This window comes from Chitinophaga sp. 22620 (genome assembly GCF_052044405.1).
GTDB lineage: Bacteria > Bacteroidota > Bacteroidia > Chitinophagales > Chitinophagaceae > Chitinophaga.
This window is the reverse complement of record NZ_JBQEMV010000001.1, coordinates 1,064,128-1,079,918: the sequence shown is the minus strand read 5'-3', so window position 1 is coordinate 1,079,918 and position 15,791 is coordinate 1,064,128. Positions and strand designations below refer to the sequence as shown.

General features: G+C 52.8%; 11 protein-coding genes. 5 read left to right on the top strand and 6 right to left on the bottom strand.

From position 1 onward, the window contains the following. Positions 1-12 precede the first annotated feature (12 nt). The 5 genes from ACTJIK_RS04630 (at position 13) to ACTJIK_RS04610 (ending at position 7,784) form a co-directional block, all read left to right on the top strand. Complete coding sequence (locus ACTJIK_RS04630; protein ID WP_440645181.1) at positions 13-1,476, top strand: RagB/SusD family nutrient uptake outer membrane protein; 1,464 nt, start codon at positions 13-15, stop codon at positions 1,474-1,476. Positions 1,477-1,556: 80 nt separating this feature from the next. Beyond that, positions 1,557-3,206 (top strand): FAD-dependent oxidoreductase, encoded by a 1,650-nt coding sequence (locus tag ACTJIK_RS04625; protein ID WP_440645180.1) that lies wholly within the window; start codon positions 1,557-1,559, stop codon positions 3,204-3,206. Between the two features lie 12 nt (positions 3,207-3,218). After that, on the top strand, positions 3,219-4,442 hold the full coding sequence (locus ACTJIK_RS04620; RefSeq protein WP_440645179.1) for an MFS transporter: 1,224 nt from the start codon (positions 3,219-3,221) through the stop codon (positions 4,440-4,442). Between the two features lie 44 nt (positions 4,443-4,486). Then, positions 4,487-7,402 (top strand): T9SS type A sorting domain-containing protein, encoded by a 2,916-nt coding sequence (locus tag ACTJIK_RS04615; RefSeq protein WP_440645178.1) that lies wholly within the window; start codon positions 4,487-4,489, stop codon positions 7,400-7,402. 136 nt (positions 7,403-7,538) lie between these two features. After that, positions 7,539-7,784 carry a hypothetical protein gene (locus ACTJIK_RS04610; protein ID WP_440645177.1) on the top strand — a complete coding sequence of 82 codons (246 nt, stop codon included), beginning with the start codon at positions 7,539-7,541 and terminating at the stop codon, positions 7,782-7,784. A 766-nt stretch (positions 7,785-8,550) separates the two neighbouring features. Here the strand turns inward: ACTJIK_RS04610 and ACTJIK_RS04605 are convergent. The 6 genes from ACTJIK_RS04605 to ACTJIK_RS04580 are packed head-to-tail and all read right to left on the bottom strand — an operon-like array spanning position 8,551 to position 15,789. Next, positions 8,551-10,074 (bottom strand): sulfatase family protein, encoded by a 1,524-nt coding sequence (locus ACTJIK_RS04605; RefSeq protein ID WP_440645176.1) that lies wholly within the window; start codon positions 10,072-10,074, stop codon positions 8,551-8,553. A gap of 18 nt (positions 10,075-10,092) precedes the next feature. Further along, on the bottom strand, positions 10,093-11,532 hold the full coding sequence (locus tag ACTJIK_RS04600; RefSeq protein ID WP_440645175.1) for a capsular polysaccharide export protein, LipB/KpsS family: 1,440 nt from the start codon (positions 11,530-11,532) through the stop codon (positions 10,093-10,095). Beyond that, positions 11,529-13,034, bottom strand: coding sequence for a UDP-2,4-diacetamido-2,4,6-trideoxy-beta-L-altropyranose hydrolase (gene pseG / locus ACTJIK_RS04595; RefSeq protein ID WP_440645174.1), 1,506 nt, complete (start codon positions 13,032-13,034; stop codon positions 11,529-11,531). The genes ACTJIK_RS04600 and pseG overlap by 4 nt, the downstream gene beginning before the upstream one ends. After that, on the bottom strand, positions 13,034-14,353 hold the full coding sequence (locus ACTJIK_RS04590) for a glutamate-1-semialdehyde 2,1-aminomutase (RefSeq protein ID WP_440645173.1): 1,320 nt from the start codon (positions 14,351-14,353) through the stop codon (positions 13,034-13,036). Before ACTJIK_RS04590 ends, pseG begins: the two co-directional genes overlap by 1 nt. Continuing rightward, positions 14,343-15,101, bottom strand: a complete 759-nt coding sequence (locus ACTJIK_RS04585; RefSeq protein WP_440645172.1) for a cytidylyltransferase domain-containing protein — start codon at positions 15,099-15,101, stop codon at positions 14,343-14,345. The genes ACTJIK_RS04590 and ACTJIK_RS04585 overlap by 11 nt, the downstream gene beginning before the upstream one ends. Positions 15,102-15,117: 16 nt before the next feature. Further along, a complete protein-coding gene (locus tag ACTJIK_RS04580) occupies positions 15,118-15,789 on the bottom strand; it encodes a class I SAM-dependent methyltransferase (RefSeq protein ID WP_440645171.1) in 672 nt (223 codons plus the stop codon). Positions 15,790-15,791: the final 2 nt, after the last annotated feature.

Here is a 15,791-nt window from a genome sequence, read left to right as displayed (position 1 = left end):
AAAACATTCGTCATGAGATCTGCATTTTATTTCATCATCATATTCTTTACGCTCGCGGCAGCGGGCTGCGCCAAGCTCGACGGCGTTCCTGAAGGCACTTACACCACGGGCAATTTCTACAGGACGGAAGCAGACGCCATCTCTGCCGTCAACGCCGTGTATTCAGGCCTGACAAGTTCCTATCTCTACAACCAGTTCATGGAAGTGATACAGTCGCAGGGCACAGACGACTGTGAATGGGGATTCGGCCGCAATACCAGCAATACCGATAAAACCGCGCTGGATAAATTCACTTTCGATCCCGGCACCAACCTGTTTTACCAGTTCTGGAGCACCAGCTACCAGGTGATCAACCGCGCCAACGCAGCGGTGGAAGGTATCGGGGCAATGACCGCCATTAAAGACGATAAAAAGAAACGCCTGCAGGCGGAAGCCCGTTTCGTAAGGGGACTGATGTATTTCAACCTCGTGCGCCTTTTCGGGGGCGTGCCGTTGCAGCTTGCGCCTACCGCCTCTCTCAACAACCTTGCAGTTAAAAGGGCTGCCGCAGAAGAAGTATATGCACAGGTTATTGCCGACTTCCAGTACGGCGCCGAAAATCTCCCGCCAGCTTACGATGCGGCCAACGTAGGAAGGGCTACCAGCGGCGCTGCCATGGCCATGCTTGTAAAAACCTACCTTACGCAGAAGGACTATACGAAGGCTGTGGAAGAAGCGAGAAAAGTGATGGCGCCTGGCCGTTATTCGCTCTGGCCTTCTTACCAGGATGTATTCCTGATCGCTAATGAAAACAAAAACGAATCGATCTTCGAAGTGCAGTTCCTCAGCGGTTCCGGTAATATTCCAAGCAGCTACGCGGGTTTTTACCGCCCTTCGTTCGATAAACGCCCCGGCTTCGGCGGCAATGGCGATAATCCTGTTACTAAAAACCACTACGACGCTTATCCTGAAGGCGATCTCCGGAAAGACGTGAATGTCATTAAATATCCCTATACCGGTGATCCTAAAGCGCCCGCCACGATCAAGAACCCTTATTACGTGGCCAAATTCAAAGACCCTGCGGCGCTGAATGTGAACGACGGCGGCAATAACTATTACATCGTCCGTTATGCGGATGTGCTGCTGATGTTCGCGGAAGCGCTGTACCTGTCCAGCCCCGGCAGCACCGAAGCGCTGGAAGCCTTTAACCAGGTGAGGCGCCGCGCACATGGCCTGCCCCTGAACGCACCGTCTGCCATAGACCTGGCGGGCGGCCTGGGCGCTTCGGCATTCCAGGATTCCGTGCTGAAAGAAAGAAGGTTGGAATTCGCTTTCGAAGGGCATCGGCGCTTCGACCTGCTGCGCACCGGCAAGCTGAAACAGGCTGTCAACGCACAGGATCCCGCTATCATCGTGAGGGATTCCGACACACTTTTCCCCATCCCGTCGCAGGAAATGGATACCAATCCACTACTGAAGCAGAACCCGGGATACTGATCAGGTAAATAATTCCGGCTGGCACGAACAGGGCTGCACCTGTTCGTGCAGCTATACTCATGTTTAAATATTGACAAAAGATGAAGACTTCAATTATCCGCGGCCTGGTAGTAATGATCGTTTTACTGAGCGGCAACCGGCTGTGCGCCCAAAAACGCTGGGATGTATGTGTGTATGGAGAAACGCCCGCGGGCATTATGGCGGCCATACAGGCGGCAAAAATGAATAAAACGGTGCTGCTGATCAGCAATACAGCGCACCTGGGCGGCGTGGCCACTTCGGGCCTCACGGCCACAGACCTGAATAATTTCAGGAGCGCCGGCGGGCTTACGCGCGAATTCTACCAGCGCCTGTATGCTTACTACAGCGACAGCAGCGCATGGCGCAGTGAATCGAGAGACGTATTTTTCGAGCGCTCCAAAAAACGCACGTTCTCCGGCAAGAACGATTCCCTGAAAATGCAGTGGGTATACGAATCCCGTGTGGGCGAAGGCATCCTGAAAAAAATGCTGGAAGAAGCCGGCGTGGAAGTGCTGTACAATGAAAGGCTGCAGCTGAAAAAAGGCGTGGAGAAAAAAGACGCCGGAATTGTGGCCATACGCATGGAGAACGGCCATCGTTATCATGCTAAAATATTCATAGACGCCACCTACGAAGGAGACCTGATGGCAAAGGCCGGCGTTTCCTACATCGTAGGCAGGGAAGCGAACAGCGTTTATAACGAAACGCTGAATGGCATCAAGCTCAACGAAATCATCGGCAAAGACGGCATTTCTATTGATCCCTATATAAAAAAAGGCGTGCCTTCTTCCGGTGTGTTGCCTTTCCTGGAACCCCGCATCCCGGGGCCGGACGGGCAGGGCGACCACCGCACGCAATCTTTCTGTTACCGTACGACGCTGACCGACGACCCGGCCAACCGGATCGACATCGTAAAACCGGCAGGCTACCAGCCGCTCTGGTACGAGTTCCTGGCGCGTTTCCTGGAATTGAATCCCGGCCACCTGTTAAAAAATATCATCTCCTTCACGCCCATGCCCAACAAAAAAACGGATACCAACCAGGCCGATTTTGTTGGCGCTAATTACGGCTGGCCGGAAGGCAATTATGCGGACCGCGATAAGATCGCTCAAATGCATAAAGACTATGTGCTGGGCCTGCTCTGGTTCCTGGGCAATGATCCGCGGGTGCCCGATTCCCTGCGCACGGAGATGAAACGCTGGGGTTTACCGAAAGACGAGTTCACCGATAACGGCAACTTCCCCCACCAGCTGTATGTCAGGGAAGCCCGCAGGATGGTGAGCGATTACGTGATGACCGAAAAGAACTGCAACGGCCAAGAGCCCGTACAGGACGCTGTGGCGGTAGCCACCTACCCGCTCGACTGCCATTACGTTTCCCGCGTGGTGGACGGTCAGGGAAGAGTACATGCGGAAGGCAGCTACGGCAAGCAGAAGAACACTTATTACACGATCAGCTACCGTTCCCTGAGGCCGAAATCTTCAGAAGCCCGCAACCTGCTGGTGCCGGTATGCCTCTCGGCATCGCATGTGGCTTACAGCTCTATCCGCATGGAACCCGTGTTCATGGTGCTTGGGCAATCCGCGGGTACCGCCGCGGCGCTCGCGCTCGACCGTAATATCACCGTACAGGAATTGCCTTATGAAGTTTTGCAGCCGGTGTTGCTGAAAGACGGGCAAGTACTTTCATTGGACAGGAATAAGCAATAGCAGATGACAAATATGAAACAGTCAAACAAGGGCGTTCTTGCCGCAGTGATAGTGGCCTCTCTCGGGTATTTTGTAGACATCTACGACCTGCTGCTCTTCAGCATCGTCCGCGTTCCCAGTCTTGAATCGATCGGGCTGCGCGGGCAGGATGTGACGGACAAAGGTATTTTACTGCTCAATGTACAGATGACCGGCATGTTGCTGGGCGGCATTCTCTGGGGTGTGCTGGGCGACAGGAAAGGACGGCTCTCCGTGCTTTTCGGGTCCATTTTCCTTTATTCCGCCGCCAACATCGCCAATGGTTTTGTGGACAGCGTATGGAGTTATGCGATGTGGCGTTTTATAGCCGGCCTTGGGCTGGCTGGCGAGCTTGGCGCCGGCATCACGTTGGTGGCGGAATTGATGCCGAAAGAAAAAAGAGGTTATGCAACAACCATCGTTGCGGCGGTGGGTATCAGCGGCGCCGTGGCGGCTTATTTTGTCGCACAGTATTTCAGCTGGAGGGTCAGCTTTTTTATCGGCGGCGGCCTGGGGCTTTTATTGCTGCTGCTGCGCATCGGCGTGGTGGAATCAGGCATGTTCGGCGCGGCGAAGCGGTCGGAGAACAGGGGGAACTTCCTCGCGCTTTTCACGAACAGGAACAGGTTCCTCAAATACCTGCGCTGCATCCTGATCGGCGTGCCACTCTGGTTTGTTGTAGGCGTGCTGATCACCCTCTCCCCGGAATTCGGCAAGGTGCTGCATATCCAGGGCGAGGTGAATGCCGGCGCGGCAGTAGCCTGGTGTTATGGCGGCCTGGTGGTGGGCGATATTTTCAGCGGCGCCCTTAGCCAGCTGTTAAAAAGCCGGATCAGGGTGGTATATGTCTACCTGTTCTGCTGCATAGCCGCCGTAAGCATTTATTTCCTGGCCACCGGCATCAGCCTCCAGCTCTTTTACTGGATATGCGGCCTGCTTGGATTCTCCGTCGGTTATTGGGTAGTGTTTATGACGATCGCCACGGAACAGTTCGGCACCAATATCCGCGCAACGGTCACCACTACCGTTCCCAACTTTGTGCGTGGCGCGGTGGTACCGCTCACGTTTCTTTTTCAGTCCATACAGCTGCTCTTTAACGGCTCTATTGTATACGCCGGTATCGGCGTTGGCGTGATATGCCTGGCGCTGGCCTTCTGGTCGCTGGCCGGCATGCAGGAAACATTTCATAAAGACCTGGATTACCTGGAGGAATGGTAGAGGAATGGCAGATATACACACCTTTTAAAAACCACGTTCCACACATGAAAAAACTGATACTTATGCTGACGATGCTTGTGATCGCGGACAGCGCTATCGCACAGGCCGTCAAAACCACGCTGGTAGAATCCGCTGGCGTATATACGCTGCATCGCGGCGGTGTTCCGTATTACATCAAAGGCGCCGCCGCCAATAACTTTCATGTGCAAGTGGCCGCCTACGGAGGCAACACCATCCGCACTTACAGCATCAACGATTCCACCGGCAGGTGGCTGGACAGTGCGGATGAGCATGGCATCACCGTCTGCCTGGGATTGGGCGTCAAAAAGCTGCAGGAGATGAACTATGCGGATACTGCCGCGGTGCGGGTACAGTTTGAGAATATGCAGAACCAGGTGCTCGCATTTAAAGACCATCCCGCTGTGCTGATGTGGGCAATCGGTAATGAGACGGATGCGAATTATAACCCGCTGGATACCGCTTACAATATTGCCTATTGGGATGCGCTCAACGACATTGCGGAGATGATCCATGACACAGACACCAACCACCTCACTACCTGCGTGCTCGTAAATTCAGACCTGAAGAAAGTGCTGCTGCTGAAGGAACGGTTTACTGCATTGGATATACTTTCCATTAACAGCTACGCGCCCAACATTCCCGGCGTTTTAGGCAACCTGCAAACCGCCGGCTGGACCAAACCTTATATGATCACTGAATTCGGCCCGAGGGGCACCTGGCAGATGAACCCGGAGCCCAAACGGAAAATGCCCTGGGGAGCCCTGGTGGAACAAACCAGCACAGAAAAGGCCGTGGTGTACCGCCAGGTATACCAGGACCACATCGCGGCCAATGCTTCCAACAACTGCCTTGGCGGTTTTGTGTTCGTATGGGGCTATCAGTCTTCCGGCGACGTAGTAACCTGGTATGGCATGTATAGCCGGCTGGGAGAGGCTTTCGGCGCTACTGAAGAAATGCAGTATACATGGACGGGGCTGTATCCTTCCAACCGCGCCCCGGTGATCCGCACGAGAGATTCGATGCTTTTCAACGGCAAACGCGCGGAAGATACCGTTATCGTGGAAGCGAATTCCCTCAATACCGGATGGGTGCGTGCCAGTGATCCTGATAATGATTCGTTGCGTTACGAATGGTTGATCATTCCTGAAAACAGCAATATGGCCGGCGGGGACGCCACTGCCAGCCTGCCGGCGCTACCGGGCCTGATCGTTTCGCAGGATGCGGACAGCGCCCGCTTTACGGCGCCGGCCGCGGCGGGTAACTACCGGCTGTATGTGTATGTGCACGATTACCGCGGAAAGATCGCCAATGCGTGCATTCCCTTTAAAGTAACACCTTCGACGACCGGAAGGCTGATCAGATCTGCTTCCACCGGTGGCAGCTGGTCGCTGCCCACCAGTTGGCAGGGCGGCGTGGTACCCGCGGATGCGGACACGGCGGTGATCACTGCCGGCAGCACTATCACTATCAATACGCCGGTGAAAGTAACGCGCACCGAAATAGCAGGCACGCTCGGGTTCAATACTACCACCACTCACACTTTCAGCACCGGCGACCTGGTAGTGGAAAGCACCGGCACATTCTATGCCCGCAACGGCACCACCGGCAGAACGGTCACCGTCAACGGCAACCTGCTGAACAATGGTACAGCCGATCTCTCAAAAGCAAATACGATCCTGATCATGGGGCCGGCGGCAGACAGCACCGTGCTCGGCGGAACAGGAACCTATACCGGCGGGATCATCCGCAGCCTTACGATCAATAACCCTGCTGGTGTTTCATTGCAAACGCCCGTAAGCATTCCGTCCATACTGACGCTTGCAGACGGCGTGTTTTATAACGGCAGTAATCTCACGATGGACAATACCAAGGTGGGCGGCAGCGCCAGTTCCGTCAACTGCCAGATCAGGCGTTCGCAGCATGCGTCGCTCGCCAATGCTTATACGCTGGGAAGCACGGCTGCCTTGTACGTAGTGTATAATCACGATGCGAACGCGCCGGCACAATTCATGACGGAAGGCCATGAGATACCCCTGTCCCGCTCGCTGCACAACATTACCGTCAACAACCCTGATGGCGTAATGATCAGCGACAGCCTCCACCTGAAATCGAGCAATGCGGCCATTACGTTGACAGACGGCATCATTTACCTGCCCGCAGGAAAAGCGCTGATCTGCACCAATACATCATACAATGGTGCACCAGGCAGCAGCAGCAGTTTCGTGAATGGCGCCGTGGCGTTCACTGCGGGCGCAGCGCCTGTTACCAAAACTTTCCCGACCGGATCTGCCGGGCAACACAGGAAGGTGGTACTAACGGGACTCTCATCCGTTGCCGGCGCGGTAACCGTGCAGATGTCCATCGACACCGCGGCCGGTACGCCGGGCACAGGCATGAGCAGCTTGTCTGCCGCAAGGCGCTGGCATTGCGGCGTGCGCAGCGGCAGTCTTGCCGGTTTTACGGGCATCAGTATCAGCTATGGGGCAGACGATGGGGCAACGCAAAACAGGCTGGCATTTTCTGGTACATACACCGGTTCGTACGATGTAATACCCACCGACACCAGTACAGCCGATGCTGTTACCAGTTCAACCGGCAGCTACGGGCCCGGATGGTACACAACGGGGCTGAGCGACACCAATATGTTGCTCGCCAGCAAGCCCGCCGTGGCCGCCGGTGGCCGCCCGCGCGAAGGGGCGGCATTCATCTATCCCAACCCCGCTTCAGAAATTATTTATGTGGTATGCCCCCAGGCATTAAAACAGAAAGTGCAGGCAAGCCTCGTTGATCTGCGGGGTAGTGTAGTGTATTACTGGGTATTATCCCAGGGGCAGGCACGGCAACCGCTTCCGCTCCCCGCCCAAACTGGCAGCGGCATTTACCTGCTGGTGCTGGAAGGTACAGGGTTCCGGCAGACATTTAAAGTGGTGATATTCTGACAAGACCGGAAACTATGAAGAACCAGGCGGCGTTTCATTTGGAGCGCCGCTTTTTTTGTGAAGAGCAGCGCGTCATCTTTTTAATTGTTCATGCCAAAGGCCCGGTTTTTGTGCCGGGAATGGTAAATATTTAACCATGGCAGCAACAACATTGAACTTACTCGTAGATAATGTTCCATATATCGTTACAGCAGAACCATTCGCTTATAATGAAGAGGAACGTTTCAGGATCACCTACAACGGCAGCCCAGCCTATACATTTGCCTGGGACGAGGAACTGCTGCGGTTCGCGGCCCTCGGCGACGAAGCGTCTACCATCCCGGATAACCTGGAGCAGGCTATTGCCCAACAGCTGAAAATACCGGAGGCTAAAAAGGGATAAACAGCAGCATCCATGTGGTTAAAAGCTGTTTATTTTACCAGCTTTGCTGTTTACAGCGCTTTCACTATATAACAACAAAAAAGCGCTCTTGCGAACGCTTCTTTGCTTTTTTAAGACCATATCACGGTTAACTAATAAAAAACTCGTTCACAATAGCGTGGCGGCCAGCCGGCAAAGCTACCGCGCTGTTAACTGTTAAATATTGCCACCGCACTATTTAATTTACACAGCACAGCCAGCCGGCTATCGCTACGTACCAATAAATATAAACATGTAGGAAATTACTGATTATCAGCACGCCGCATTCTACGCGGCATGAAATAAAGGATCGTTGCTAATGAGGTTAATTCCATCAGGCCATCGTTAAAAGCGCCTGGATTCACATACATCGTTTTGGTGCCAGTCTTTAATTTGCTCGGATTTTGGATTGTCCCTCTAAGTTACTTTTATCTGCGTTCATATTTTGTTATCCTATTGTTACTGCGAGAATCAAGCAGATAGGGCCGCGCCGCCCTTTCCAGGTTCCGGCAAGAGGAAAGTGCCAACGCAGAATTTTTATCCTGTCCTTTATTTACCCAATGTGGATGTTATTTTTTGTAGATTCAGCATATAACGCTCATCTATGAAACCGGGAGTATCCGGCAACCTCCCGCTTTTTTCATCCACCACCTCGCTTCTCCCGACAGACAACATCGGGATCGTAGTACTGGTCAATAAATACAACGCATCCATCTTGTAGCCCGCGCAAAAAGAGCACGCGATTGACTTATCCTTTGTCCAATATCTTCAACGCCTCATCATCCTTATACGCTTCGATCTGTTTACGAAGCTCCTCTTTCAGGCCCGCGGTAACCTTTTCCGTTCCTTTGGCGCCATAGATATTCCGCAGCTGCATCGGGTCTTTCATGAGATCGTACAGCTCCCAGCTGTCTGCCGGGCCGTAGAACCTTACCAGCGTATACCGCTCTGTGCGCAGCCCGAAATGCGGGCTCACGTGGTGCGGCTCGGGGAATTCGTAATAGTGATAATACGCCGCCTTGCGCCAGTCCGATTTGTCGGCGCCCGGCTTCACCAGCGGCATGAAAGACCGGCCCTGCATCTCCTCCGGAACCGGCACCCCGGCTATATCCAGGATCGTCGGCGCCCAGTCCACATTCGTCATCAGCTCGTTCACTTTTGTACCCGGCTTTATCACACCTGGGTAACGTACTACAAACGGGGTGCGCAGGGATTCTTCATATATAAACCGCTTATCGAACCAGCCATGTTCGCCCAAATAAAATCCCTGGTCTGAAGCGTACACCACCACGGTGTTTGCAGCCAGCCCGGATTTATCCAGGTAATCCAGCAGCCGGCCGATGTTCCTGTCCAGCGAACGTGCGGTGGAAAGATAGTCTTTCAGGTAACGCTGGTATTTCCATTCGGTAAGCGCTTCGCCGCTGAGTTTTTTATCGTCGAATTCCTTGCTCACTTTGTCGTAGTAAGCTTTGAACTTTGTTTTTTCTTCGGGGGAAAGACGGTTATAAATAAACCGGTTATAGTCTGCATGCACTTTAAGGTCTTCTTTCAGGCGCATCGTTTTTTCGATGCTCATATCCTGGTTTTGTGCGGCCACGCGGTTCTTGTAATCGTCTTTGAAGGATTTGGGAAGAGGGAAATTAACGTCATCGTACGCGCCAAGGTCCTGCAGGTCAGGCAGCCATTCGCGGTGGGTGGCCTTGTGGCCCACCACCAGCATGAAGGGTTTGCTGGTATCACGGTGTTGCAGCCAGTCGATAGATACGTCTGTGACCACATTGGTCACATAACCGGGCACCCGCGCGGTGTCTTTTCCTTTTTCTATGAAATCAGGGTTGTAATAATGGCCCTGGCCGGGAAGAATGCGCCAGTAATCGAAACCTTCCGGCAGGCTGCCGAGGTGCCACTTGCCGATCCAGGCGGTTTGATATTGATGCTGCTGCAATACGCGGGGAAACAGCAGTTGCGTTACATCAAAACGTTTTTCATTGAGGGTATACCCGTTCCGGTGACTGTACTTGCCCGTGAGCAGGGTAGCGCGGCTGGGGCCACAGATAGAATTGGTGACGAGCGCGTTCCTGAAGACAGCCCCTTCGCGGGCAATGCGGTCGATATTAGGCGTTTTCGCCAGCTTGCCTCCATAGGCGCTCACCGCCTGGAAAGCGTGATCATCGGAAAAAATGAAAATGATGTTCGGCCGTTTTGTTTGCGCCTGGCTGGAAATGCCCAGCAGCAGCAGGAAAGCCAGGAATATTCTTTTTGGTAGCATCATGAATGGTTTTATATATGGTTATCGGGTTAGCTTCTTCAACTTATTCATCCAGCGTTTCCGCTTCACGAGCAGGAAATTCACCAGCTTCTGCAGCGGCGTTACCGCAATACTTTTACCCATGAATGTCCCTTCGAAGAGCGCAGTGCCTTTGTAGTATTTGTAATATATCCCCCTTTCCAGCTCCCAGTAGCCATACTTCAGCATATCGTCTCCCGCAGGCAGCGGCTGCAAGTCCTGCTGCAGGAGCGCTACGGCCTCTTCATGTGTTTTGGGAAGATAAAAACCCTGCAACCGGTCGTAGAACGAATGTCCTAGCAATACCACGGGCTTCCCCCAGAAAGCGGCTTCCACGCCCATCGTGGAACCGAATACCACAACGATGTCCGCGGCGTCCATCAAAGCATAAGTATCTATCATTTCTTCCGCCCTGATCAGCGTAAGATTCTTAAATCTTGCGGCCATCTCTTCCAGCTCGCGCACCTGGGTGTTCTGCAAACCTTTCAGGTTGGGATGCACACGCAGGTAGAAATGCGTGTCGCTGCTGAGCTCAAATGCTTCCAACAGCTTTGTGATGCCAATATTGTCCGCGGGATATATCTTGCCTGAGATGCCGGCAATCCCTTCGTATTCATCCAGTGAAGAATTGTACAGCACGACATTTTTTCTGTTCCGGTCGAAATCTGCCGGCAGGCTGCCTCTTTCCTGGTCTGCCGTAAACACGATCCACGATTGCATGATCCTGTTCCGCCTGTCCACAAAAAACCTCCGCCCGGTTTCGGCGCGGTCCGGGCCGGCAGCATTCCAGCCATCTTCTATTTCGCGGGCGAGGTTTTCCAGGGAATGGGGGGTGCTGTTATCGCAGAGTATATATTTTTCGATGGTGCCGCCGCGTTCGTGCGTCTGGAAATGAATGCCTCTTTCCTCGCAAAGGCGCATCATTGGCCGGATCTCCAGGTACCTGCCGTTGAAGAAGATCACCAGGTCCGGCTTCAGTTCGTCCAGCATCTTTTTTGCATTCTCATGCACGTACAACGATGTCCATATGCCCTCGCGGATATCTTTCCTGAATGCCTCAGTATCCAGCCGGTGGTCGCGGTAGGCGGAAACGAAGGAGGAGACAACGCCCATGCCTATATCGGAACCTTCGTAGGTAAAGGCTTTCAGCTCGTCTATGGAAGCGAATTTTTCAGGAATGATCTTTTCATCCGGCGCAACGTCGCTGAAATAAAGGATCTTCTCCGGCGGAAGACCGAGAATGTTGAATGAATTTTCCTGACGGCTCCGGCAATCACGGCAGATCCATTCCGCATGGGTAAAGTTGATATTGCAGAAATGCAGTTCCCCGCGGCATTGCACAAAATATACATCGTGGCCATCTTTCACCAGGTCTGCCGCAATCTCCATTTCTGTTTCGATATGCGGGGTGATGTTGATGCCATTAAAAAACAAAACTTTCATGCTTCCCTGTCTGCGCTGTTAAAATGCTTTTGTGCTCCCGGATATGGCTTCGGCAATTTCAAAAGGTACACCTTGCAAGGCTGCCCCTGGATAATATCCTCTTTATGTATCAAAAAATTAAGCTGTTCAAATACCAGCATGGAGGGCTGGTTGGTGATCTTTACAATCGCCTTTATCTCATTGATGTCCGGCCGGGACGCGTGCAATGCGGCAATGCCGAGCCTGACCACCGCGGTTCCCAACCCCCTGCCCCTGTATGCAGCATCCACTGAATACCCGATAGAGGCCTGTGAGTTGATGATGTCAATATCGAAACGTATCTGGCCTGCAGGTTTTCCTTCCAGTTCTACGATATACATCCTTGCATCCGGGGCCGTGATCTTCCGCGTGAACCAGGCCTCATGTTCCTCGGGTTTGATCTCCGCCTGGTTCAGGGAATGCTGGCGTACTGCCTGCTCGTTGGCCCAGGCGAAGATCCGGCTGCTGTCTTCCGCTGTTACTTTACGGATAACAAGCTGCTGTTCCAGGTCCAGCTGCCTGAATATCTTCAACAGCCGTTGCGGGGACTGCCGGTCGAAATACCGCTGCTGCCGGTCAGAGGATAACTCCAGCCTGGCGCCATCTGTTACGAACATATCTTCCAGCGGGAAGGCAAGATCTTCTGCTGTGAAGAACCTGTAAATATCCTGTTGGTTATCCGCGATCATCCTCAGGTACAATTCCCCGCGAATGCTCAGGTATTCGTAAGATACGGTGCTGGGCGGACACACAGCCCGTTTGCATTTCCGCATCAACGCCGCAATTGCCTTTTCATCCAGGTTCTGGAATAATTCCACATTCAGGCCGTTTTCACGGATATATGCTTCCAACGCTTCCCGGTGCAGGTATGCACTGCCGGTCACTACCAGACATTTCTGCCGGATGCCTTTCTGCCGGAGCATTTCCAGCACGCTGAGCGTATCGTTATTCGGATCTGCCCCGCCCAGGGAAATAAAGATGGCATCCTCCCGGTCCGCGTTGTTGTCATTTTCCAGGAATGCGGGCCTCAGCAGGGCGTAGGCGGTGCCAAGGTAAGCCCGCGTGAGCGGCGCCAGCGAATAATCCTGCATGGCTACTCCGCCTGCGTGATTGATAACGGCATCTGCGAGAAAGTGGTAGGCATGTATGTCGTCTATGCAAACAAGCTTGTTCCCTTTTGCCTTCAGATGCTGTTGATAAGCTGTATTGAAGGCATATCCATCGAGTACGATTATTTCGCTGCCATCCAGCTGTGCGGCCCAGGTTGCAGCTTCCATGCCGTAGTCTCCGTCAGGAAGAACGGTGAGGGCAAAACCCGCCGCACCAATATAATCCGCGAGTGACGGCGCGGGATTGCGGATGAAAAAGCTGCAGTTGAATTCTTCCTTCAGCATTGTTGCAAGGGCACAGCTGCGGATCACATGCCCCAATCCCATTTTCGGGCCTCCGTCGCAACGAAACAGTATCTTGGTTTTTCCCGGCATTATAGATATTTTCTGAAAACCGCCTTGGCGGGCTCTCCTTTAAGATGTTGCTGATAACCGTCCTCCAAAGCCCTGGAATAAACATCCAGCGTTTGACCGAAAGCCTCCGCGAAATGTTCAATGTCTTTGCTTGTATGTGAAAAACAAGGTACGAACACTCCCTGGAATAAGACGCCGCGCCGGATCATTTCCTGCATGGCAAGCGTGCGCATGCCCGGGCATATTTCTTTGGCGCTGTTCCTGAAAATGAACACAGGCATCCAGTTGCAGGGAGCAACAGTGATGTATTCATTCAGGCCTTTTGCGGCTACCAGTTTTTCGCAGGCGGCGATAAGCATATCGCCAGTCCTGTGGTTATGCCCGATCACGTCGTTTTGCTCAAAAACGTCGATCGTGGCTATTGCCGCGCCGATATTATGTGTTTCCCCTCCATGGGTGGTGGAGATGAGAAATACTTTTTCTTTCCCGGTTTCACGTATGCCGCCCAGTTCCATCACTTCTTTTGTACCGGTAAGCGCACAGAAAGAAAAACCGTTGGCAATGCCCTTGCCCCAGGTAGCCATATCCGGTTTTACCTTATACTTGGTGAACGAGCCGGGAAAAGCAGTTTTGTAGCCGGTGATCATTTCGTCAACGATATACAGCGCACCATGCTGATGAGCAAGATCTATGGCCTGGGAGAGATAACCCTCGGGCAGACCGAAATTCTTTTCCGGCTCAGAGATCACGCAGGCGATCTGGTCCGGATACTTGTCAAACAGTGCCCGGAGGGAATTGATGTCATCGGATTTATAGGTGACGGAAAGTGCCGCGGTTTCTTCGGGAATTCCCCTGTTGCAGGGAGTCTGGCTGATGAACCAATCGTCGTAAGAATAGAAAGGATGGTCGCCGGGAAAAGCGATAAGCTTTCTGCCGGTATGAGCGCGGGCCAGCTTTGTCGCCGCGGTGGTAACGGAAGAACCGTTTTTTGCGAATTTGATCATGTCGTGACCGGGAATATTCGCAAGGAAACGTTCAGCCATCTCCCTTTCGATATAAGACGGGCGCTGGAAATTCACTCCTTTCTCCAACTCTTCCCTGACACGTTTCAATACAGGCTCGTAAGCATGACCCAGAATTACAGAAGTGAGGCCCATAGAGCAATCCAGGTATTGATTCCCGTCAATGTCCCATACCTGCGAACCTTTGCCATGACTGATGGCCGCCGGCGAAAGCAGGGGAAACTGATCGTCGCCCTTTGAATAAGTGTGCGCCCCGCCCGGGATCAGGTCGTGTATCGACGCCCGGTAATCATCAGATTTCCTGAAGTTATTGATCATTATTTAAAGATTTTTGATAGCCTTCATTCCTTTTGATGTCCCTGTTCAGAGAATGCACAAGCGGGTTGGTCTGAAGGAATTCCGCGTAAGCTTCCATGCTGGCGCCGGTGCCCAGCTCCTCGATCAGCTGGGCGATCACCTTCAGGTCCTGCGGCTCATCCACTGTCATGCGAAGGCTACCCAATTGTACGCCGTCATTGAAGTTGCCTGCCTTAAACATATTGCCGCCGCACACATCGCTGTTTTTCCGGATAAACGGCGTCACATGCTCCCGGTCTGAAGGCAGGGTGGCTTCCTGCCAGGCCTTCTCCAACGCCGAAAAACGGAACACCTCAGTATCCTGCCCGTCAGGATAGTTCTCCTCCAGGGTGTTGCTGCAGTAGTCCAGCTGATGGTCCAGGGTGTATTGCACCACCTTGTCGATCAGTCTCGGGTCTATCAGCGGACAGTCTGCGGTAAACCGTACAACGTAGTCAGGACGAATGTCTTTTACCGCCTGGTAGAACCTGTCCAGAACATCGTCCATACTGCCCTGAAAATATTCCGTGCCGGTCTTTTCCAGTATCCGCAGCACCGGATCGATGCTGGGTTCCTGCGTGGTAGCCACAATCAGCCTGTTTATTGTCTTTGCGGCCTTAATCCGCTGTACATGTATCTCAAGCAGGCTCTGGCCCTGAATAGTGCGAAGTATCTTTCCCGGCAGCCGGGAAGAATCGATACGCGCCTGAGTAACTGCCACTATCTGCATATCGCCGGTCGTAGTTTTATTGGTTGTAGGCTGCATAGATATCTTTCTTCAGCAGGCTTATGCTGCATTTGTTGTAATAGTCATCGCTGGAATCCAAATCCCCTGTGCTGTGATCAAATGAGCCCTTGAATAACAGGTGATAAAGTGCTGTTTCAGTAAATAACCGGTCATAATTCTGTTTATAGCTGTATGCCTGGAATTCAGTGATATGCTGGTAGTGGTTCTTAATGGTCCTTTCAGAAAAGAAATCGACAATGACCAGCACCCCCTTATCCGCCAGCACCCGGTCTATCTCCGCAATCACCTGTAGCAGCAGCGGCCTGTCTATCACATAAAACACGAAACCCACGATCACAAGGTCGAACTGTCCATCCGCAAACATCTTCATTTGATCCGCTGTGCCTGCCGTAAGCTCCACCCCCGGATAAATGCCGGCGCCATAACTTACTGCCTGCTGCGACGGGTCAATGCCACACACCGTTGCACCGGGAAACAGCTTTTTCAGGCTGTTCAGCCGGTGGCCGGCGGAACAGCCTATCTCGAGGATATTCTCCGGGTGAAGCTTATAATTCTGGACAGTGTTGAGCACGATATCATGTCTTGCATCGTAATTGTCCAGGTAAGATTTGTTGCGCAGGAACCACTGATCTGCTTCGTATTCCTGGAAGGCTTTCTTTTGTTCAGGCATAT